Annotated in this window: 21 protein-coding genes and 1 tRNA gene; 7 read left to right on the top strand and 15 right to left on the bottom strand. The window is 69.2% G+C overall.

All coding sequences use genetic code 11. The features are described 5' to 3' along the window. Positions 1-2: 2 nt before the first annotated feature. From AC06FD_RS16615 to hisS, 3 genes are all read right to left on the bottom strand, one after another. The gene (locus AC06FD_RS16615; protein ID WP_259208585.1) at positions 3-323 is read right to left on the bottom strand and encodes a YerC/YecD family TrpR-related protein; all 321 of its coding nucleotides are present in this window, start codon (positions 321-323) and stop codon (positions 3-5) included. A 206-nt stretch (positions 324-529) separates the two neighbouring features. Next, the gene (locus AC06FD_RS16620; protein ID WP_478078382.1) at positions 530-829 is read right to left on the bottom strand and encodes a hypothetical protein; all 300 of its coding nucleotides are present in this window, start codon (positions 827-829) and stop codon (positions 530-532) included. Then, entirely contained in the window at positions 826-2,223 is a 1,398-nt protein-coding gene (gene hisS, locus AC06FD_RS16625; protein WP_259208581.1) for a histidine--tRNA ligase, read from the bottom strand. The genes AC06FD_RS16620 and hisS overlap by 4 nt, the downstream gene beginning before the upstream one ends. 141 nt (positions 2,224-2,364) lie before the next feature. Here hisS and AC06FD_RS16630 point away from each other — a divergent pair, with 141 nt between their 5' ends. Continuing rightward, complete coding sequence (locus AC06FD_RS16630; protein WP_478078383.1) at positions 2,365-3,120, top strand: Crp/Fnr family transcriptional regulator; 756 nt, start codon at positions 2,365-2,367, stop codon at positions 3,118-3,120. 58 nt (positions 3,121-3,178) lie between these two features. Here AC06FD_RS16630 and thrC read toward each other — a convergent pair whose 3' ends face one another. The 9 genes from thrC to AC06FD_RS16675 all read right to left on the bottom strand — a co-directional run bounded on the left by thrC (position 3,179) and on the right by AC06FD_RS16675 (position 12,012). Further along, the gene (gene thrC / locus AC06FD_RS16635) at positions 3,179-4,474 is read right to left on the bottom strand and encodes a threonine synthase (protein ID WP_478078384.1); all 1,296 of its coding nucleotides are present in this window, start codon (positions 4,472-4,474) and stop codon (positions 3,179-3,181) included. A 32-nt stretch (positions 4,475-4,506) separates the two neighbouring features. Further along, positions 4,507-5,436, bottom strand: coding sequence for a homoserine kinase (locus AC06FD_RS16640; protein WP_259208576.1), 930 nt, complete (start codon positions 5,434-5,436; stop codon positions 4,507-4,509). Next, positions 5,436-7,943: a bifunctional aspartate kinase/homoserine dehydrogenase I gene (gene thrA / locus AC06FD_RS16645; protein WP_478078385.1), complete on the bottom strand. Its 2,508-nt coding sequence runs from the start codon at positions 7,941-7,943 to the stop codon at positions 5,436-5,438. The genes AC06FD_RS16640 and thrA overlap by 1 nt, the downstream gene beginning before the upstream one ends. 89 nt (positions 7,944-8,032) lie before the next feature. Continuing rightward, entirely contained in the window at positions 8,033-8,170 is a 138-nt protein-coding gene (locus tag AC06FD_RS16650) for a hypothetical protein (protein ID WP_259208573.1), read from the bottom strand. A gap of 140 nt (positions 8,171-8,310) precedes the next feature. Further along, positions 8,311-9,258, bottom strand: a complete 948-nt coding sequence (locus AC06FD_RS16655; RefSeq protein ID WP_478078386.1) for a DMT family transporter — start codon at positions 9,256-9,258, stop codon at positions 8,311-8,313. A gap of 72 nt (positions 9,259-9,330) precedes the next feature. Next, positions 9,331-10,050, bottom strand: a complete 720-nt coding sequence (locus AC06FD_RS16660; RefSeq protein ID WP_478048352.1) for a helix-turn-helix transcriptional regulator — start codon at positions 10,048-10,050, stop codon at positions 9,331-9,333. Positions 10,051-10,658: 608 nt separating this feature from the next. Beyond that, a complete protein-coding gene (locus AC06FD_RS16665) occupies positions 10,659-10,946 on the bottom strand; it encodes a hypothetical protein (protein ID WP_259208566.1) in 288 nt (95 codons plus the stop codon). 165 nt (positions 10,947-11,111) lie between these two features. After that, positions 11,112-11,561, bottom strand: coding sequence for a PA2169 family four-helix-bundle protein (locus AC06FD_RS16670; RefSeq protein WP_449335481.1), 450 nt, complete (start codon positions 11,559-11,561; stop codon positions 11,112-11,114). A gap of 229 nt (positions 11,562-11,790) precedes the next feature. Next, entirely contained in the window at positions 11,791-12,012 is a 222-nt protein-coding gene (locus AC06FD_RS16675; protein WP_449335479.1) for a hypothetical protein, read from the bottom strand. A 141-nt stretch (positions 12,013-12,153) separates the two neighbouring features. Between AC06FD_RS16675 and AC06FD_RS16680 the strand changes: the two genes are divergently transcribed. After that, complete coding sequence (locus tag AC06FD_RS16680) at positions 12,154-13,260, top strand: alpha/beta hydrolase (RefSeq protein WP_478078387.1); 1,107 nt, start codon at positions 12,154-12,156, stop codon at positions 13,258-13,260. 25 nt (positions 13,261-13,285) lie between these two features. Here the strand turns inward: AC06FD_RS16680 and AC06FD_RS16685 are convergent, their stop codons facing one another. Beyond that, positions 13,286-13,861 (bottom strand): hypothetical protein, encoded by a 576-nt coding sequence (locus AC06FD_RS16685; protein WP_478078388.1) that lies wholly within the window; start codon positions 13,859-13,861, stop codon positions 13,286-13,288. 393 nt (positions 13,862-14,254) lie between these two features. Between AC06FD_RS16685 and AC06FD_RS16690 the strand changes: the two genes are divergently transcribed. Both AC06FD_RS16690 and AC06FD_RS16695 read left to right on the top strand, forming a co-directional pair. Further along, positions 14,255-14,749, top strand: a complete 495-nt coding sequence (locus AC06FD_RS16690; RefSeq protein ID WP_449335476.1) for a YciE/YciF ferroxidase family protein — start codon at positions 14,255-14,257, stop codon at positions 14,747-14,749. A 187-nt stretch (positions 14,750-14,936) separates the two neighbouring features. Next, a complete protein-coding gene (locus tag AC06FD_RS16695; RefSeq protein WP_259208553.1) occupies positions 14,937-15,188 on the top strand; it encodes a hypothetical protein in 252 nt (83 codons plus the stop codon). A 94-nt stretch (positions 15,189-15,282) separates the two neighbouring features. Here AC06FD_RS16695 and AC06FD_RS16700 read toward each other — a convergent pair. Continuing rightward, positions 15,283-15,359, bottom strand: a tRNA-Arg gene (locus AC06FD_RS16700). 128 nt (positions 15,360-15,487) lie between these two features. Then, positions 15,488-16,333, bottom strand: coding sequence for a 3-deoxy-8-phosphooctulonate synthase (gene kdsA / locus AC06FD_RS16705; protein WP_259208551.1), 846 nt, complete (start codon positions 16,331-16,333; stop codon positions 15,488-15,490). A gap of 213 nt (positions 16,334-16,546) precedes the next feature. Here kdsA and amaB point away from each other — a divergent pair, with 213 nt between their 5' ends. From amaB to AC06FD_RS16720, 3 genes are read left to right on the top strand one after another with little or no spacing between them, the layout of a single operon-like run. After that, a complete protein-coding gene (gene amaB / locus AC06FD_RS16710; RefSeq protein WP_259208550.1) occupies positions 16,547-18,079 on the top strand; it encodes an L-piperidine-6-carboxylate dehydrogenase in 1,533 nt (510 codons plus the stop codon). Beyond that, a complete protein-coding gene (locus AC06FD_RS16715) occupies positions 18,076-18,840 on the top strand; it encodes an SDR family NAD(P)-dependent oxidoreductase (protein ID WP_478078389.1) in 765 nt (254 codons plus the stop codon). Before amaB ends, AC06FD_RS16715 begins: the two co-directional genes overlap by 4 nt. Before the next feature lie 46 nt (positions 18,841-18,886). Further along, positions 18,887-19,198: a DUF4190 domain-containing protein gene (locus AC06FD_RS16720; RefSeq protein ID WP_478078390.1), complete on the top strand. Its 312-nt coding sequence runs from the start codon at positions 18,887-18,889 to the stop codon at positions 19,196-19,198. Positions 19,199-19,228 lie beyond the last annotated feature (30 nt).

A 19,228-nucleotide genomic window follows, 5' to 3' on the forward strand; every position in this document is an offset into this window, starting at 1 on the left:
CTCTACTCGGATTCGGGGGAGGTCGGCGTGGCGGCGATGGCAGCGGCATAGCCGCCGTGGCCGTGGTCCAGCGAGCGCGCCACGCGCCCGGTGGTGGTCACGCTCACCCCGGTCAACTCATGGATCTCGCGATACGGCACCCCTTGCTGCAGCAGCGGCACGACCTTCCAGCGGTCGGACAGCGCCTCCAGCTCGGCCGGCGTGCACAGGTCGCGCAGGAACGCGGTCACCGCCTCGGGATCGGTGACGGCGGCAAAGGCACGCGCCAGCGAGGCCAGATCGGCCTGGGCGTCTTTTTCACGGGGGGCGGGGCGTAGTTTCATCGTATCAATGTAATAGCGTGATATTACATTAGCGCAAACGAGGGTCTTGGGTCAAACCGCCCCAGGGTCCACAAGGGACCCGTTCAGCCTCTGAAAACGAAAAAACGCCCGCGGTAGCGGGCGTCGGGGGTAGAGCCGACCCATGGTCGGCTGCACAGCTGAAGATGGAAGGCAACGGACGGGCGCCAGCCAACCAACAGACGCCGCTATCGCACCGTGCAACGCACCTCGGCGCGCATGGCCCCGCCGCGCAGGCACTCGCCCAACAGGCCGCCCTGGCGGCTCGGGATCGGCTGCAGGGCGTCCAGCGCCCCTGCCCCGTCTGGACACAGCGTGCCGGCCAATGTGCGCAGGTCCTGCTCAAGCTGCTTCGGGTCGATCACATGACAGCGATCGACCACCAACCGGTACTGCCCCGGGCCGATCCGATCGCTGTGCAGCGACGGATCGCTCCGGCAGGCGCAGAGCAGGAGCAGCAACAGTGCCCCTGCCGCTACCGGCTTCACGGCATGACCTTGGCCTGCTCCAGTTCCACCTGCAGGGTGCTGGCCAGCTCCTCGCGGGAGACCTCGAACTGCTGCTCGCGCAGCAGATCCTTCACCGCCACCACGCCGCGCGCCAGCTCGTCTTCGCCTGCCAACACCACGAAGCGGATGCCCGCCTTCGCCGCGTACTGGAACTGCTTGCCGATCTTCTTCGGCTCCATCTGCACTTCGGCGTTGATGCCACCCACGCGCAGGCGACGGGCGATATCCAGCGACTGCGGCAGGCTGGCGTCGTCCATCAGGGCCACCAGCGCATGCACGCTGCTGTCCTCGATGCCGGCGATCAGGCCAGCCTCGCGCAGCTGCCAGAACAGGCGGGTCAGGCCGATGGAGATGCCCACGCCCGGCAGCTTGGACTTGCTGTAATGGCTGGCCAGGTCTTCGTAACGGCCGCCCGAGCAGATCGAGCCGATCTGCGGGTGGTCGGTCAACGTGGTCTCGTAGACCGTGCCGGTGTAGTAATCCAGGCCGCGGGCAATGGAGAAGTTCAGGCAGTACGCGGTCTCCGGCACGCCCAGCGCCTTGACCAGCTCCAGCACTTCGCGCAGCTCGGCCACGCCCAGCTTCAGCGTGTCGCTGGCGGCCGGGTCGGCCAGCAGCGCGTCCAGCTGCGCCAGCGCGTCGGCGTGGCTGCTGGAACGCACCGCGACGAAGGCCAGGATGCGCTCGACCTGCTCGGCCGGAATATCAAAGCCCTCGCCCACCAGCGTCTCGCGCACGTAATCGGCGCCGCGCTTGTCCAGCTTGTCCACTTCACGCAGCACCGCCAGCTGGCGCTCGCCGTCGGCCACGCCCAGGCTTTCGAAGAAGCCGCGCAGCAGCTTGCGGTTGTTCAACTGCACCGAAAAATCGCCGATGCGCAGTTCGGCGAACACCGCGTGGATGACCGCCAGGACCTCGGCGTCGTACCGCGTGCTCAGGCTGTCCTTGCCGATCACGTCGATGTCGCACTGGTAGAACTCGCGGAAGCGGCCGCGCTGGGCACGCTCGCCGCGGTACACGCGCTGCATCTGGTAACGGCGGAACGGGAACGTCAGGTCATGTTCGTGCTCGGCCACGTAGCGGGCCAGCGGCACGGTCAGGTCGAAGCGCAGGGCCAGCTCGGGCAGCGTCTTGTCGCCGGCTTCGGCGGCATTGGCCAGCGCGCCGGTGGACTGCACGAAATACACCTGGCGCTCGGTCTCGCCGCCGGACTTGGTCAGCAGCACGTCGGACAGCTCGAACACCGGGGTTTCCACCGGCAGGAACCCGAACCGCTCGTAATTGCGGCGGATGACGTCCAGCATGCGCTGGAACGCGATCTGCTCGCGCGGCAGCAATTCCATGATGCCGGGCGGCGTACGGGGCTTGATCACTTGCGGGACTCCTGCGAATCGGGGGGATGAGCTAGCGGCATATTCTAGCCGCAGCCGGGCGGCGCGACCGCAGGCCGGCGCCACGGCCCGGGTGAACGGCCGCATGAAGTATCATGAGCAGGCCCCGCTCCCTGGTTCGACATGACCCGGCCCCACTCCGGTAACGCCCTTTCCGCCGTTGAAGACCCCGCCAGCCCGGGCTGCTCGACGCTGCGCGACTGCCTGCACTGCTCGGTGCGCCACCTCGCGGTGTGCTCGGCGCTGTCCCCGGACGAGGTGCAGGCACTGGAACGGGTGACCGTATCGCAGGCCCTGCCAGTGGGCGCCACCCTGGCCCGCAGCGGCGAGCCGCGCCAACATGTCTATACCTTGACGGCCGGTGCGCTGCGCCTGGTCCGCACCCTGGCCGATGGCCGCCGCCAGATCAGCGGCTTCGTGCTGCCCGGCGACTATCTTGGCCTGACCGGCAGCGACAACCACCGTTACGACATCGAAGCGATCGCCGACAGCCGCGTCTGCCGCGTCACCCTGCCGCAGATGAAAGACCTGCGCCAACGCTACCCGCACCTGGAGCGCAAGCTGCTGCAGCGTGCCTGCCAGGCGCTGGATGACGCGCAGGATGCGGCCTTGTCACTGGCGCGCCTGCAGCCGGCCGAAAAGCTGGCCGATTTCCTGCTGCGGCTGGCCGCGCGCGAAGCCCGGCTCGGTGCCGACGGCCTGCGCGTGACCCTGCCGATGGGCCGTGGCGACATCGCCGACCACCTCGGCCTGACCATGGAAACGGTGAGCCGCACCTTCACCAAGCTGCGCCAGCAGGGCCTGATTGCCCTGCCCCACCTGAACACCGTCGAGATCCTGGACGAAGCCGGCCTGCACACGCTCTCCGGCGACGAATAAGCCGCCGCGCATCGGGTGCGCCGGGCTGGCCGGCGGCTCGCCCGCACATCGCGCAGCCCTACCGCCCCTGCATCAGCACCGCGCGCAACGCCGCATACGCCGGCGCGCACGCCTCGGCATGCGCCGGCCGCTGCAGCAATTCGGCCAGCGCAGCCGGCACCGCCAGCGAACGCCCGATCAACGGCTCCACCACCGAATCAAACTTGGCCGGATGCGCGGTGGCCGCCACCGCCCAATCGCCCTGCACGCCTTCGGCCCGCATCCTCTCCAGCAGCGCGACGGCGGTCGCGGTATGCGGGCAGAACACCTCGCCTGCCTGCGCATGCCGCCGGGTGATCACCTCGCGGATCGCCGCATCGTCCACCGCCTCCACCCGGAAGGCCGCGCGCAGCGCCGCGTCGTCGGCGGCGTACAGCCAGCGCAGGCGTTCGAAGTTGCTCGGTGCGCCCACGTCCATGGCGTTGGCCAGGGTGGCCACGCTGGCGACCGGTTGGTAATCGCCGCCGTGGAAGAAGCGCGGCAAGACATCGTTGGCGTTGGTGGCCAGTGCGATGCGCCCCAGCGGCAGGCCCATCGCACGCGCCAGCACCGCGGCCATCGCGTTGCCCAGGTTGCCGGTCGGCACCACCAGGTTGAGCACGTTGCCCGTGGCGGCCTGGTGGCTGAGCGCGGCGTGCGCGTAATAGCTCATCTGCGGCAGCCAGCGCCCCAGGCTGATGCTGTTGGCGGAACTCAGCGGCACCCGTGCCTGCAGCTCGCGGTCGCCCAGCGCCTGCTTGACCATCGCCTGGCAATCGTCGAACGAGCCGGCCACGCGCAGGGCCTGGATGTTGTCGCCGAAGCACCCCAACTGGTGCGCCTGGCGCGGCGACACGCGCCCGTCCGGGTACAGCACCACCACCCGGATGCCGGGCTGGCGATGGAAGGCGGCGGCCACCGCCGCACCGGTATCGCCGGAGGTGGCGACCACGATCGTGAGCTCGCGCACCTGGCCTTGCTGCAACCGGGCAAGGCTGGCGGCCAGGAAGCGTGCACCGAAATCCTTGAAGGCCGCGGTGGGTCCATGGAACAGCTCCAGTACGTGGTCACCGGGCGTGCTCAACGCATGCAGTGGCGCAGGGAAGTCGAAGGCCTGCTCGCACAGCGCGGCCAGCTGCGGTGCCAGCGCATCGCCGTCAAAGAACGGCGCCAGCACCGCGGCGGCATCCTGGGCCAGCGAACCCTGTGCCTGCCAGGCATGCGGCTGCGGGCGCTGCGCGGGTACGTAGAGCCCGCCATCGGGGGCCAGGCCCGCGGCGATGGCCTGGCTGAGCGTTGCGGACGGGGCGGCGTGGCGGGTGGAAACAAAATTCATCGGAGATCCTGCGGGAAGAGGGACATCGGGAATCACAGCAACTGCGCACCGGGCGCGTTCAAGGGCGACACCCAGCCCTGGCTGTCGAAGCCAGCCTCGGCAAACGCGCGTTGCACCGCCGCCTGCGCAGCCTCGGCCTGCGCGCGCTGTTCGAACCAGGCGAACACACTGGGGCCGGCACCGGAGATGCTGGCGCCCATCGCGCCGCCCGCCAGCGCGGCATCGCGTGCGGCGGCAAAGCCGGCAATCAGGCCCGCCCGGCGCGGCTCCACCAGCACGTCACGCAGGCCGGCACGGACCAGCGATGCGTCGGCGTTGAAGCAGCCACACAACACCAGCGCCAGGTTGGCGCTCTGCTGCACGAACTCTCCCAGCGCGTAGTGGCCCTGCAACGCGGCGCGTGCCCGGCGCGTTTCCAGCACCGCCTCCGGATGCACCAGCAGGCTGTGCCAGGCGTCGGGCACCGGCACCGGCACCAGCCGCTCGGCGGTGCTCAGCACCAACCCGCCCAGCAGCATCGGCCCCAGGTTGTCGCCATGCCGGCCGCCACTGGCCACGGCCTCGCCGGCCAGCGCGAACGGGTACAGCCCCGCGCGCGGCAACGGCGTGTCCAGCAGTGCATTGGCGGCCACCAGCGCGGCCACGCAGGAAGCGGCCGAGCCGCCCATCCCCGAGCCCAGCGCGATGCCCTTGTCGATCTCGATCTCGAAGCCGAACGGCAGCGCCAGTGCGTCCCGCAGCGCGATCAGTGCCGCCCCGGCGGTGTTGTCCGGGGCCTGCAGCGGCAGCGCGAACGGCGTGCCACGGATCGCGGCGATGCGCACCTCAGGCGCGTCGATGCGACGCACGCTGACGGTGTCGCCGACGCCGGCGATCGCATGCCCGAGGATGTCGAAGCCCACCGCCGCATTGCCTACCGATGCAGGCGAGAACGCGCGCGCCACCGCCGATGCCACGGCCATCACAGGCGCGCCCCCTCGCCCACCGCCACCCGCAGCACATCGGCGAACACGCCGGCGGCGGTGACCTCCGGGCCGGCGCCCGGGCCCTGCACCACCAGCGGGTTCTCGCAGTAACGACGCGTGGTGAACTGCACCACGTTATCGGTCAGGCGCAGGTTGGCGAAGGCATGCGTGGCCGGCAGCTCGACCAGCCCCACCTGCGCGCCCGCATCCGACAACCGCGCCACGTAGCGCAGCACCGCGCCACGCGCGCGGGCCTGGGCCAGGCGCTCGGCGAACACCGCATCGACGGCATCCAGCCCGCCCATGAAATCCTCGACGCTGGCCTGGCGCAGCACCTCGGGCACCAGGCTTTCCACCTCCACGTGCTCCAGGCTCAGCTCGCGTCCGGCTTCGCGCGCCAGGATCACCAGCTTGCGCGCCACGTCCACTCCGGACAGGTCGTCGCGCGGGTCCGGCTCGGTGTAGCCCATGCCACGTGCCTGCGCCACCAGCTGCGAGAACGGCACCTGGCCGTCGTACATGTTGAACAGCCAGGCCAGCGTGCCGGAGAAGATGCCATCGATGGCCAGCACTTCGTCGCCGGTATCGACCAGGTCGCGCAGCGTGGTGATCACCGGCAACCCGGCGCCCACCGTGGCCTCGTAGCGGAAGCGCGCACCGCTGGCGGCGGCCGCCTCGCGGATCGCGGTGTAGCGCGGCAGCGGCCCGGCACCGGCCTGCTTGTTCGGGGTCACCACGTGGATGCCAGCGGCCAGCCAGCCGGCATAGCGATCGGCCACATCGGCGCTGCCGCTGCAGTCGATGATCAGCGCGTGCGGCAGGTGCGCGGACAGCAGGTGCGCGGTGAAGGCCTCCAGGTCGGTCGGCTGCGACGGCCCGGCCAGTGCGGCACGCCAGTCGCCGTGCACGCCGCGCTGGTCGAGCAGCATGCGGCTGCGCGAGGCCACCGCGCGCAGCCGCAGGTCCACCTTGGCACGCCCAAGCAGGTGCGCCTGCGCGGCCTGCAACTGGTCCAGCAGCGCCGCGCCCACGTTGCCCGGCCCGATCACGCCCACCGAGAACGTCTGCGGCGACAGCCAGAACCCGGCATGCGCCGCGCGCAGGGCCTTGGTCGCGTGGCGGCTGTCCACCGCCACCGAGATGTTGCGCTCGGACGAGCCCTGCGCAATGGCCAGGATATTGACCTGGGCGCGGCCCAGCGATTCGAACAGGCGCGCGGCCACGCCGGGCTGCCCGGCCATGCCATCGCCGACCGCCGCCAGCACGCTCACGTTGTCGGTGAGCTGCACGCGCTGCACCTGGCCCAGGCCCAGCTCGTGGGCGAAGGCCTGCAGCAGCGCATCGCGTGCGCGCTGGGCCTCGGCCTGCCGCACCACGCAGCAGATCGAATGCTCCGAGGAGCCCTGCGAGATCATCACCACCGACACGTGCGCGTTGCGCAGCGCGGCGAACACGCGCTCGGCGGTGCCGGGCACGCCGATCAGCCCGGTGCCTTCCAGGTTCAGCACGGCCAGGTCCGGGCTCAGCGTCAGGCCCTTGATCGGGCCGGCCACGGTGCGGTCGGCCGTGATCCGGGTGCCCGGGTGATCCGGGTTGAAGGTGTTGCGGATGATGATCGGCAGGCCGCGCTCGATGGCCGGCGACATCGTCTGCGGGTGCACCACCTTGGCTCCGAAATAGGCCAGCTCGCAGGCCTCGTCGTAGCTGAGCGCCTCCAGCTGCACCGCTTCGGGCACCACCCGCGGATCGGCCGAGAGCACCCCGTCCACGTCGGTCCAGATATGCAGTTCGCCGGCATTGAACAGCGCCGCGAAGATCGCGCCGGAGTAGTCGCTGCCGTTGCGCCCCAGCGTGGTGATCCGGTCACGGCGGTCCCGCGCGACGAAGCCGGTGGCCACCACCCGCCGCTGCGGATGCGACTGCCGCCAGGTGGCCAGGCGTTGCGCACTCTGCACCCAGTCCACGTCCACGCCCAGTTCGCCGCGGTCCACCACCAGCACGTCACGCGCATCCAGCACCGCGCAGTCTTCACCCAGGCCCTGCAGGTAATGCCCGAGCAGATGCGCCGAGTACACCTCGCCCAGCCCCTGCACGCGGTCCAGCACCTCGGCCGGCAGCTCGCCGATCACCGCCAGCGCGCCCAGCACGTCGGCCAGCTGCGCAAAGCGCGCGTCCAGCCATTCCACGGTGGGCCCGGCATGCTCGCCGAGGAGCGCCACTGCCGCGCCGCGATGGCGCGCGCGCAGCGCGTGCCAGTCATCACGCCACTGCGGGGCGTCGTCCGCGGCCAGCCCGGCCAGGCCGATCAGCGCGTCGGTCACGCCCTTCATCGCCGAGACCACGGTGACCTGCACGGCGTCGTCGCGCGCCAGCAGCAACTGGGCCACGTGGCGGTAACGCTCGGCATCGGCCACCGAGGTGCCACCGAACTTGTGCACGACGGTGGAGGCGGCCCGCAGGACGGGGGCGGGAGATTCAGCAACGGGGACGGCGACGGATGACATGTGGACCTCGATTCGAGGCCCCGCGTCGGCTCAGGCTGAAGGTGCTCCCCCGCAACCTGTTCCGGGTGCGGGGCCGTTGTGTTCGGAAATTACGCGAAGACGACGGGCCGCACCGGGCGAGTGGTGACGGTGGTAATGGTGGTGGTACCGGTGGTCTGGCGCGGCACGGCCCGACCGCCCGCAAGGGCGGCGTTGGACAGCGGGGCGGTGGCGGCGATGGAGACCATGGACCAAGAAAACTACGGCGCCGGGGGGCTTGTCAAGTGTTGCAGCGCAAAAGATTCCGCGCCGCGATCGGCCTGCAACGTCGGCAAAAAAGTTGCGAATGACACCATCCAGACATCGCGGGGCTCTCGCCGTCGTTTGCTCAGCCGACGTGCTCGGCCACCGCACGGGGCGGCCGGTGCGCGTGCGCGCACATCAGCACGCCGGAGACCAGGCAGACGATCGCCACGACCTCGATCGTGCTCGGCCAGCGCCGCTGCCAGGCAAACCCGTACAGCAGCGCGAACAGGGTCTCGAACACGATCATCTGGCCCGTCAGGGTCAACGGCAGGTTGCGGCTGGCGCGGTTCCAGCACGCGTTGCCGAGTACCGAGGCAACCACCGCCACGCCGGCGCTGATCAGCCAGAACCCGCCCCAGTCCGTGGCGGGATGCGATGGGCCGGACGCCAGGAATGCACTGGGCACCAGCAGCAGCGCCAGGCCGCCGGTGGCCACGCCGGTCAGCAACGACCAGTCGTGCCCGGACAGGTCGGGCCGGCGCGCCAGCCAGCGGCTGTTGACGATGGAGTACACCGCCCAGGACAGCAGTGCACCGACCGCGCACAGCAACCCAAGCAGGCGGCGCCCGGTGGAACCGGCGGCGTGCTCGGCCAGGAGCGCTTCGTAGCCCACCAGCCCCACCCCGAGCAGGCACAGCAGCAGCGCCGGTGCCAATCGCCGCAGCGGCACCGCGCCTGCCTCGCGCACACCGGCCAGCGTGACCACCACCGGGATCAGGCCGACGATCAGCGAGGCCGCCGCACCACCGGCCCACTGCACCGCGTTGGCCAGCAGCACGAAATAGACCAGGTTGCCGGCCAGGCTGAGCCACAGCAGCCCACGCCATTCGGCCATGCCGATCCGCGTGCGCAGCTCGCGCCACCGCGGGGCCAGCAATGCCACTGCGATCAGCCCGTACACCAGGTAACGCCCGGCCGACAGCTGCACCGCACTGAACTGGCTCAGCATCGCCGGCGCCAGGAACACCACGCCCCACAGCGCGCCGGCGGCAATGCCGTTGGCGACGCCAACTCCCATCGATCGATTCATCTGCGTGCGCGGGCTGCGGTCTGGAAAGGCCTGCCAGTGTAGGCAGGCGCGCGCGGCCAATCTTGACCGAGGCTACTGCCGGTGACGACGGCGATAGTCGGCCGGGGTCATGCCCCACTCGCGGCGCAACGCCCGGGTCAGCGCGCTCTGCTCGGAGTAGCCGGCATGCTGGGCGATGCTGGCGATCGGCATGTCGCCCTCGGCCAGGCGGCCACGTGCCCAGCGCAGCCGGCAGGCACTGAGCCATGCCAGTGGACTCATGCCGAAGGCCTGGCGGAACAACGCATGTAGGCGGCTGCCACTGACCCCCACTTCCGCAGCGATCCGCTCCACCGGCCACGCCTGGCCCGGGTGGCGCTCGATCTGCGCGCATACCGCCTGCAGCCGCGTGCCGCTGCCCGCCAGGGAAAACGCCTGCAGCAGGAGCGGCAGCTCGCGTGCCACCACGTCGGCATCGAGCCGCTCCGGTTGCGCGCAGACCCGCTGCGCCATCGCGCGCACCTGCACCGGCAACGCCAGCACCGGGTGGCGGTGCAGCCGCTGCAGCGTGTCATCGTCGAACAGCGCCGCCGGGCAGTCGACGATCAGGAAACGGTCGTCATCGAGCGCAGCCTGCGCATGTCCGGCCGCCGGCGCCACGAATGCGCCCTGCCACACATCCAGGCGCGCGCCCCTCCCCTCCAGTTCGAACGCCAGCTCGCCCCGCACCGGCACCACCCACTGCGCGAACGCATGCCGGTCCACGCTCGATGAGCGGTCGTAACGACGCAGGTTGAATGCAGCGGCAGACATGGAGCGGGAGGCACGGCGGCAGGCGGCGGTATGCAGGAGTCTGCGCGTGGCCAACCCGCGACGCAATCACGCGCCGTGCCGGACGCCGGCTGGCGGCTCGCGGCTCGCGGCTCACGGCTCGCGGCTGGCGGCTGGCGGCTGGCGGCTGGCGGCTGGCGGCGGCTGGTGGCTGCCATCGTCAGGCAGGTCCCTATCGTGCCGGCGTGGTACGTCGTGCAATGGGGCCGCCCTGTCCCTGGCCGGCGTGCCGCCGACGGATGCCAGCGTCGGCACGTCTTTCTGCACGACGGCGCTGCCGCTGGGGCGAGCCAGTGGTGGCTGCCGCGCCGCTCACCTCCCATGAACGCACTGGGCGGCTCGGGCGCCAACATCGCCTGGGCGGCCTCTAGGTCAGTGACCCGCATCTCGGCCGGGGCCTGGCGGCCACGCGGATCGAAGACCTGATGGCCAGGGCGGCGGCGCTGGAGGTGCGGAGTATGTCCGTGCGGACTGCGCCCGACGATGGGCGCCTGTATCGCCGACTGGGCAGGTCGCCGCTGGAAAAACCGGTGGCGCACGACGGGGCTTCCCGGTGCGCGTCATGCTGCGGCGGCTGGCGCCGCCTTGATTCAGCGCGACCGCATCGGCTGCGGCGCGGGCCGGTCGGCCAACGACCCCAGGGTGAAGGTGTAGCCGGCTTCCTCGAGCAGCTTGCGCATGCGCAACTCGGCACGCTTGGGATAGGCCAGCGACAGCGGCGCGTGCAGTGCATACGAGGTGGACTTGCCCGGCATCGTATCGCGGGTCACCGACGACTGGTTTGTTTCGCAGGCATTGCTCCACAGGTCCGACAGAACCTTGGGCCCGATGGATTGATTATTGCCAAGACGAAGCGTCAGCCAACGCATGTGTTCCATAGCAGATCCAACTAGCCCTTTCGATCGAGTATGCACCAAATCCTCCTGCCCCGTACGCGGCCGTGCGGACCCCACACAGCGACAGCCCCGGGCGTGCCGGGGCTGTCCATGCGCAAGGCCCGCGCATTCACCCACGCCCTGGCGCAAGCACCAGGGCGGGTGGGATTACTGCTTCATCGCGTGCTTGCGATCGCGCATCACCGCATGGCATTCCTGCACCTGCGGCAGCAGGCGCTGCACTTCCTGGCGCGCGGCCGGCGGGGTGTCCGCATCGGTAAGGGTGTCCTTGAACGCCTTCAGCAAACGGTCTTCGGATTCTTCCAGTTCGGCCACGTAGCCGTATTGGGTGTCGCCCAGGGTGGCGCGCACCTTGCCGTAGAACTGCTGCATCGAGCCGACCACGGTGCCGTGCTCGGCCGGCTTGCCACCGGCGGCCAACACGCTGGCGCTGAGCGAACGCACGATCTCGTCCTTCACCCCGGCGATGCGGGTGAAAAGCGAAGACAGTTCCGCGTCCTTCACCTTGCCGGCGGCTTCGGTGTAGAAGTCCTTGCCATCGCGGGCGATTTCGATCAGGTCGTTCAGGGTGTGCGTGGTCTTGGTTTCGGTAGTCACTGAGATCTGCTCCTGTGTTTCTTTGGGCTTGCCCGTGCTTGGGTGGGTCCACCTTTCCGCATCGGCAATGAAGTCGGCGTGACATCCAAAACAGACGGTTCAGCGAGGTGTGCGCGCGGAAAAACAGTTGTTTGCATGACGTGTGGACCGCGCCATGGCGCCGTCACGAATACGCCCGCCATGGCGCATCCGGCAGCATGAAACATGCCCCCTCGCGCGCGCTCGCCGCTCAGTGCGGCGCATGGCCGGGCGGCGGTGGATCTTCCATGGGCGGCGTCGACGGCGACGGGTCCCGCTCGGGCGGAACCTCGGTCGGCGGCTCCTGCGCGGGCGGGTCTTCGCGCACCGGTTCTTCGACCGGTGCCGGCGGTGGCACCGGCACCTCGGGCGTGGGTGTCTGCGCGCACAGCGGACGCTGCGCGACCGTTTCCTGCATGGCATCGTGGTGCATTCAGTGGTCTCCTTCGGGGTATCGTCCTGCAGCATCCACCGCCTGCCGTCACGAGCCCGCGAGGACGCCACGCGCTGGCGCGCGGCGCGCGCAGCATGCGGCTATCCTGTGCGACCTCCTCCATTACTGCTGGATCCGCCCATGGGTAGGTCGATACGGATATCACTGCTGGTCCTTGGTCTGGTTGCAGGCGGCAACGCGCTCGCGCAGGCAACCCCACCCGCCGCCGACGGCACGCGCCAGGTGCCCACCTTTCCGCTGCCGATCTCGCCCTTCCTCAGCCCGGAAGCACAGGCCAGCGTGCGCAATGGCGTGATCCACGGCGATCCCACCGCCAAGCTGGACAACACCGCCGTGCGCGCGCAGCTGGGGGCAATCCGCACGGGCGCCGACCAGTGGGCGTATGCCGAGATCGCCGAACTGCGCAAGCGCTACCCGGTGGAGCTGCACAACGAAACCTGGAACGGTGTACCCGTGGTGCGCGTGCAACCGCGCAGTGCCCCGGCCGATCCGACGCAGCGGCGCCTGCTGATCGAACTGCATGGCGGTGCCTTCGTGTTCGGCCGCGCCGACAGCCTGGGCCTGCTTGAGGCGATCCCGGTAGCGGCGATGACTGGCATGACCGTCGTGGCGGTGGAGTATCGGCAAGGCCCGGAGCACCGCTTCCCCGCCGCCAGCGAAGACGTGGCCAGCGTGTACCGCGCCGCCCTCGAGCAGATGCCAGCCAGGCACATCGGCCTGTTCGGCTGCTCCGCCGGGGGCGTGCTCACCGGTGAATCGCTGGCCTGGTTCGCCAAGGAAAAACTGCCGATGCCGGGCGCCGCCGGGCTCTTCTGCGCGGGCGGCGATGCCCGTTACGGCGGTGATTCCCGCTACGTGATGGCCGCGCTCAACGACGCGCTGCTGCCACATGCCGACGGCAGCCTGCCGATCATGGAGGACCTGTATTACGGCGATGTCGACTTCCGCGATCCGCTGGTGTCCCCGATATTCTCCGAGCCGCTGCTGGCGCAGTTTCCGCCCACCCTGTTCATCACCGCCACCCGCGCCGCCGAGCTGAGCAACGTGGCCTACATGCACGGCCGGCTGGTGGACCTGGGGCGCGAATCGGACCTGCATGTGTGGGAGGGCCTGGGCCATGCCTTCCACCTGGATGCCAAGCTCCCGGAGAGCCAGCAGGCGTACCGGGTGATGGCGCGGTTCTTTGCCAGGCACCTGGAGGCGACGCTGCCTGCTCCGCCGCGCTGAGGCACCATGGGCAGCGCGTACCGGCTCACTCCAGCACGTCGTGGGCCGAGAGATTCTTGTAGATGAACCGACCGTCCTCATCCCATTCGGGCAAGGACAGGTCCAGCAGCGACAGGTCCACCGCGCACTGCGCGGTCGTAAGCCCGGCGAGGCTGTCCAGCAGGTACGCGCGAAATGCCTCGACGTCGAAGTCGCGCGGGCGACGCTTGCGCGCGTACCAGTTGTCGACCGCGCGCAGCAGGGCCGCCTTGTAGGCGACCAGTTGAGCGTTTGCATCAAGGAAGCGCACGTCGTGCCAGTCCAACTGGCCGACCGAAAGGAGTTGCCGCAGCTTGGGCGTGTAACGCGAAAAATCGGCCGGCACGGCGCCGGACGAGCCGATGGCAGTGCCATCGACCGCGTCGTACATCTCGAATCCGAATATGAAAACGTCGACAGCGGCGCCGAAGCTCTGCCCCGACAAACGCTGCTTCAGGAACTCTTCCATCTGGCACAGATCGAGCCACCAGACACCCTGGCTCAGATCAAACCGCCACCCCGATTTCAGCTTCGTTGCGTCCCTGGCCTTGGCCGGCCACGTGGTCATCTGTCGAAACTCCATCCCCGTCTCCTGGCATCGCGTCCTGGCGATGTTCAAGATTACCCGGCTGGCGATCACCATGCACCTGGCCGGCGCCGGCCAGCGCATGCGACGTTCGAACCGGGTTGGGTGACCTGGGTCGGGCGCAAACGCCGTCGAACGCGGGCGGCCGGAGGATCCACCACGGCCGTGTAGAGGGTATCGACGCGAGCATTCGCGCCGCGTCATATGGAAGGGGCTTGCCTGCGACGCCACCCTCACCCTGTATGCACCGCCGCCACACCACGCGAGGTCCCACTGCGCAGCAACCGGCATCCATCGAGGACATGTCTAGACGAGCCTCACAGGAACCCCCCGTTCAAGTAACAACCATGCGCCTAGCCTGCACTCTCCAACACACCCCGGTGCAGACACATGGCAATCAAGACGATGGAAGATCTCTTCATCCACGAGCTCTCCGACATCTACAGTGCGGAAAAGCAGTTGACCAAGGCGCTGCCGCGGCTGGCCCGCGCCGCAACCAACCCGGCCCTGAAAGCCGCATTTGAGCTGCACCTGGAGGAAACCCAGGGCCAGGTCGAGCGCATCGACGCGGTGGTCGAGCTGCTCGGCATCCGGCTCAAGCGCATCAAGTGTGCAGCGATGGAAGGCCTGGTCGAGGAAGGCAAGGAGGCCATCGAGAGCATCGAGGAGGGTCCGGTACGGGATTCGGCCCTGATCGGCGGCGCGCAGAAGGTGGAGCATTACGAAATCGCGTCCTACGGCACCATCGCGGCGTTGGCCAAGCAGCTCGGCTACAAGGACGCGCTGCCGCATCTGCTGGCCACGCTGCAGGAGGAGAAGGCCACCGATGACAAGCTGACCCTCATCGCGAAGGGCGGCGACGGGAAACCTGCGAAGGCGGCATGAGCCCATCCGGCTCGGCGAGCCTTCTGGACTACCTGGCCGCTGCGTCCCTCGCGGCGGCCAGCCGGGACTGCGCTACTCCCCTGCCGGGCTCAGGTTCCGGCCACCGCCGCCGATATCCAGCCAAGGGGCCTGGCGCACTGCGTCGCCACCCGCCCCGCCCTGGCGACACTGACGGACATCGATACCCATGACCTGCACAGGCGTTTTCGAACTGATTGAAGTCAACGTCCCCACCGAAGCGCGCGACGCGCGCGCATCGTGGCTCAGCTCGGTGGCTGCCGCCTGCGTTGCATGCAAGCGCCACTTCACCGCCAGCGGCGACAACGGTTTGCAACTCATCCCCGGCGGGGTGGCCATCACCTGCCCGGGCTGCAAGACGCGGCAGGCGATCAGCCGGGCGCGGTTTGATGGACTGCTGCGGCAAGAGCGGCAGGGCTAGCAGCGAATCGGGGGGCCTGAACGCGGCGACAGGCACCCCGGCCTGGCCCGTGTGGGCTGGCAGCCGAGCGGCGGGATTGACGCTGCAGGAATGATGGTGACCCCGGCCCGATTCGAACGGGCGACCTTCTCCTTAGGAGGGAGACGCTCTATCCAGCTGAGCTACGGGGCCAAGTGCGGTGCGGGGCGAGATCCGCCCGGCCGCTGGCTGCACCGGCGCGATGCGCGGTGCAGCCGTGAAGGATACCCACATTCAGCGGCGGGACCAAGGCCACCGCCGCAGCGCGCGGGTCCGCCGGGTCAGCGGATGTCCAGTTCCGGGAAGCCCTTGACCAGCTCGTCGAGCGCCTTGATCTGCACCAGGAACGGCTCCAGCGCGGCCAGCGGCAGCGCGCTGGGGCCGTCGCAACGGGCGTGGTCCGGATCGCGGTGGGCTTCCAGGAACAGGCCGGCCAGGCCAAGCGCCATGCCGGAACGGGCCAGTTCCGCCACCTGGCGGCGGCGGCCACCGGAGGCATCGCTGCCGGCGTCACGACGCTGCAGGCTGTGGGTGACGTCGAAGATCGCCGGCAGGCCGCCGGTGGATTCGATCATTTCGCGGAAGCCCAGCATGTCCACCACGAGATTGTCGTAGCCGAACTGCGCACCGCGCTCGCACAGGATGATGTTCTCGTTGCCCGCCTCGCGGATCTTGGACACGATGTGCTTGATCTGGGTGGGGCTGAGGAACTGCGGCTTCTTGATGTTGACCGCGCGGCCCGTGCGCGCGATCGCCTCGACCAGGTCGGTCTGGCGCGCCAGGAAGGCCGGGATCTGCAGTACGTCGACCACCTCGGCGACCGGCGCGGCCTGGGCCACTTCGTGCACGTCGGTGATCACCGGCACGCCGAAACGACGCTTGACCTCCTCGAAGATGCGCAGCCCCTCCTCCAGGCCGACGCCACGGAAAGACTTGATCGAGGACCGGTTGGCCTTGTCGAACGACGCCTTGAATACGTACGGGATGCCGAGCTTGGCGGTGACCGTGGTGAAGTGTTCGGCCGCGTGCAGGGTCGAATCGAGGTCTTCGAGCACGTTCAGGCCGCCAAACAGCACGAACGGCAGTCGATTGCCGACAACCACGCCTTCCGCAACGGTAACGTTCATTCAGATTCCTTGGGGCGAACAATGGGCGACATTCTATCCGGTTGCAGGGGAAGAGCAGCCGGGCATGGCCCGGCTCTACCTGTTGGGGCGAGGGCGTCCGCGCCGGGAGCAGCCAGGCATCGCCTGCGTCGACCGGGTAGAATCGGCGTTCTGCATGCCGCCCCCCACCCTGCCAGCGGCTGCGCCCTTTTTTGATACGCAACAGGAGTTTGCATGTCCTCTGAGCTGCTCAAGGCCCTTGGCCTGGACGCGACCAACGCTGGCACCTATCTGGGCAACGGCGAGTGGTCCACCGCCACCAGCGCCGGTGTGATCACCCCGGTCAACCCGACCACCGGTGAAGCGATCGCCACCGTGCACGCCACCACCGACGCCGATTACGAAACCATCATCGCGCGCGCCCAGGAAGCCTTCCACGTGTGGCGCACCACCCCGGCCCCGCGCCGTGGCGAAGCCGTGCGCCTGTGCGGCGAAGCGCTGCGCGCCAACAAGGATGCGCTGGGTTCGCTGGTCGCGCTGGAAATGGGCAAGAGCAAGCCTGAGGGCGACGGTGAAGTGCAGGAGATGATCGACATCGCCGACTTCGCCGTGGGCCAGAGCCGCATGCTGTACGGCTACACCATGCATTCGGAGCGTCCGGGCCACCGCATGTACGAGCAGTACCAGCCGCTGGGCCTGGTCGGCATCATCAGTGCGTTCAACTTCCCGGTCGCGGTGTGGGCGTGGAACGCGTTCCTGGCCACGATCTGCGGCGACATCTGCCTGTGGAAGCCGTCCAACAAGACCCCGCTCACCGCCATCGCCTCGATGCGCATCTGCAACGAAGCGCTGCGCAACGGCGGCTTCCCGGACCTGTTCTTCCTCATCAACGATGCCGGCACCGAGCTGTCGCAGAAGATGGTGGCCGACAAGCGCGTGCCGCTGATCAGCTTCACCGGCTCGACCCAGGTCGGCCGCCAGGTCGCCGAGAAGGTCGCCCATCGCCTGGGCCGCTGCCTGCTGGAACTGGGCGGCAACAACGCGATCATCCTGGATGAAACGGCCGACCTGAAGCTGGCCATCCCGGGCATCGTGTTCGGTGCGGTCGGCACCGCCGGCCAGCGCTGCACCACCACGCGCCGCCTGATCGTGCACGAATCCATCCATGACGACGTGCTGGCCACGCTGATCAAGGCGTACAAGCAGGTGGAAGGCAAGATCGGCGATCCGACCGACCCGGCCAACCTGATGGGCCCGCTCAACAGCGACGGCGCCGTGCAGCAGTTCCTGGCCTCCATCGAGAAGGCCAAGGCCAGCGGCGGCACCGTGGAAACCGGCGGCACCCGCATCGACCGCGCCGGCAATTTCGTGCTGCCGGCGATCGTCACCGGGCTGAAGAACAGCGACGAAGTGGTGCAGCACGAAACCTTCGCGCCGATCCTGTACGTGATGAAGTACAGCACGCTGGATGAGGCCATCGACATGCAGAACGGCGTGCCGCAGGGCCTGTCGTCCTCGATCTTCACCACCAACCTGAAGACCGCCGAGCGCTTCCTGTCGGCGGCCGGCTCGGATTGCGGCATCGCCAACGTCAACATCGGCACCTCGGGTGCGGAGATCGGCGGTGCGTTCGGTGGCGAAAAGGACACCGGCGGTGGTCGTGAGTCCGGCTCGGATGCCTGGAAGGTCTACATGCGCCGCCAGACCAACACCATCAACTACTCCGATTCGCTGCCGCTGGCCCAGGGCATCAAGTTCGACCTGTGAGCGGCCCCTGCCTGGATTTCAGCGGCCGCCGGGTACTGGTGGCCGGTGGCAGCAAGGGCATCGGCCGCGCGATGGCGCTGGCGTTCGCTGCGGCGGGCGCCCGCGTCTCGGTCTGCGCACGCGGTGAGCAAGGGCTCGCCGCGCTGCGTACCGATGCGCAGGCACTGGGCCTGGACGTGCATACCACGTCGGCGGACCTGGCGGTGCTGGACGACATCGGCCGCTGGCTGGCCGATGCCGCCGGCGCGCTCGGTGGCATCGACGTGCTGGTCAACAACGCCACCGGCTACGGCATGGCCGATGACGAGGCCGGCTGGGAGGCCAGCCTTGGCGTCGACCTGATGGCGGCCGTGCGGGCCTCGCGTCTGGCCCTGCCCTGGCTGCAGCAGTCCAGCGACGCCTGCATCCTCAACCTGGCCTCGATCGCGGCCCAGCAACCGCGCCCCGGCGCGGCGCCCTATGCGGCGGCCAAGGCCGCCTTGATGCACTACACCACCTCGCAGGCGCTGGCGCTGGCCCCGCAGCGCATCCGCGTCAATGCCATCGCCCCAGGCTCGATCGAGTTCGAGGACGGCCTGTGGGCACGCCGCCGCGAGCAGGACCCAACGCTGTACCACGGCACCCTGGCCAAGATTCCGTTCGGCCGCTTCGGGCAGCCGCAGGAGATCGCCGATGCCGCGTTGTTCCTGTGCTCGCCGCTGGCACGCTGGATCACCGGCCACACCTTGAACGTGGATGGCGGCCAGGTCCTCATGGGCTGAGCCTCCCGCTCCGCCATGCACCGCATCGCCATCACGGAGGATGTCGATGTCCCAGCCCCCACCCCTCGGCAATACCCTGGCCAGGGTCAGCCTGATAGTCGGCCTGCTCGACTGCGTGGTCCTGCCCGTCGTCGGGCAGTGGGTCGCGATCATCACCAGCCACCGGGCACGGGCGCAGATCCGGCGGCGCCACGCGCCGATGGACACCGATGCGTTCGCCCTGGCCGGGCTGACGCTGGGCTGGATCGGCTTGATCGTCCTGATGGTGGTGGCCGCGGTGATGGTGTTCCGGGTGATTCCAGCGCTGAAGGCGCCGGGCCAGGTGCTGCTGGACGCCCTGCTGCTCCGCTCGCACTGAGCGGCCGCCGCCAACGCCTGGGCCTTGCCG

It is taken from the genome of Stenotrophomonas sp. Steno-Z1 (assembly GCF_056393175.1).

Coding starts and splice junctions, on each gene's coding strand:
- AC06FD_RS16660 (WP_478048352.1), bottom strand. CDS start 10,050: ATGTCTGCCGCTGCATTCAACCTGCGTCGTTACGACCGCTCATCGAGC.
- kdsA (WP_259208551.1), bottom strand. CDS start 16,333: ATGAACGTTACCGTTGCGGAAGGCGTGGTTGTCGGCAATCGACTGCCG.
- AC06FD_RS16665 (WP_259208566.1), bottom strand. CDS start 10,946: ATGGAACACATGCGTTGGCTGACGCTTCGTCTTGGCAATAATCAATCC.
- AC06FD_RS16615 (WP_259208585.1), bottom strand. CDS start 323: ATGAAACTACGCCCCGCCCCCCGTGAAAAAGACGCCCAGGCCGATCTG.
- AC06FD_RS16640 (WP_259208576.1), bottom strand. CDS start 5,436: ATGGCCGTGGCATCGGCGGTGGCGCGCGCGTTCTCGCCTGCATCGGTA.
- AC06FD_RS16675 (WP_449335479.1), bottom strand. CDS start 12,012: ATGCACCACGATGCCATGCAGGAAACGGTCGCGCAGCGTCCGCTGTGC.
- AC06FD_RS16695 (WP_259208553.1), top strand. CDS start 14,937: ATGACCTGCACAGGCGTTTTCGAACTGATTGAAGTCAACGTCCCCACC.
- AC06FD_RS16655 (WP_478078386.1), bottom strand. CDS start 9,258: ATGAATCGATCGATGGGAGTTGGCGTCGCCAACGGCATTGCCGCCGGC.
- AC06FD_RS16650 (WP_259208573.1), bottom strand. CDS start 8,170: ATGGTCTCCATCGCCGCCACCGCCCCGCTGTCCAACGCCGCCCTTGCG.
- AC06FD_RS16630 (WP_478078383.1), top strand. CDS start 2,365: ATGACCCGGCCCCACTCCGGTAACGCCCTTTCCGCCGTTGAAGACCCC.
- amaB (WP_259208550.1), top strand. CDS start 16,547: ATGTCCTCTGAGCTGCTCAAGGCCCTTGGCCTGGACGCGACCAACGCT.
- AC06FD_RS16685 (WP_478078388.1), bottom strand. CDS start 13,861: ATGGAGTTTCGACAGATGACCACGTGGCCGGCCAAGGCCAGGGACGCA.
- AC06FD_RS16690 (WP_449335476.1), top strand. CDS start 14,255: ATGGCAATCAAGACGATGGAAGATCTCTTCATCCACGAGCTCTCCGAC.
- AC06FD_RS16680 (WP_478078387.1), top strand. CDS start 12,154: ATGGGTAGGTCGATACGGATATCACTGCTGGTCCTTGGTCTGGTTGCA.
- AC06FD_RS16720 (WP_478078390.1), top strand. CDS start 18,887: ATGTCCCAGCCCCCACCCCTCGGCAATACCCTGGCCAGGGTCAGCCTG.
- thrC (WP_478078384.1), bottom strand. CDS start 4,474: ATGAATTTTGTTTCCACCCGCCACGCCGCCCCGTCCGCAACGCTCAGC.
- thrA (WP_478078385.1), bottom strand. CDS start 7,943: ATGTCATCCGTCGCCGTCCCCGTTGCTGAATCTCCCGCCCCCGTCCTG.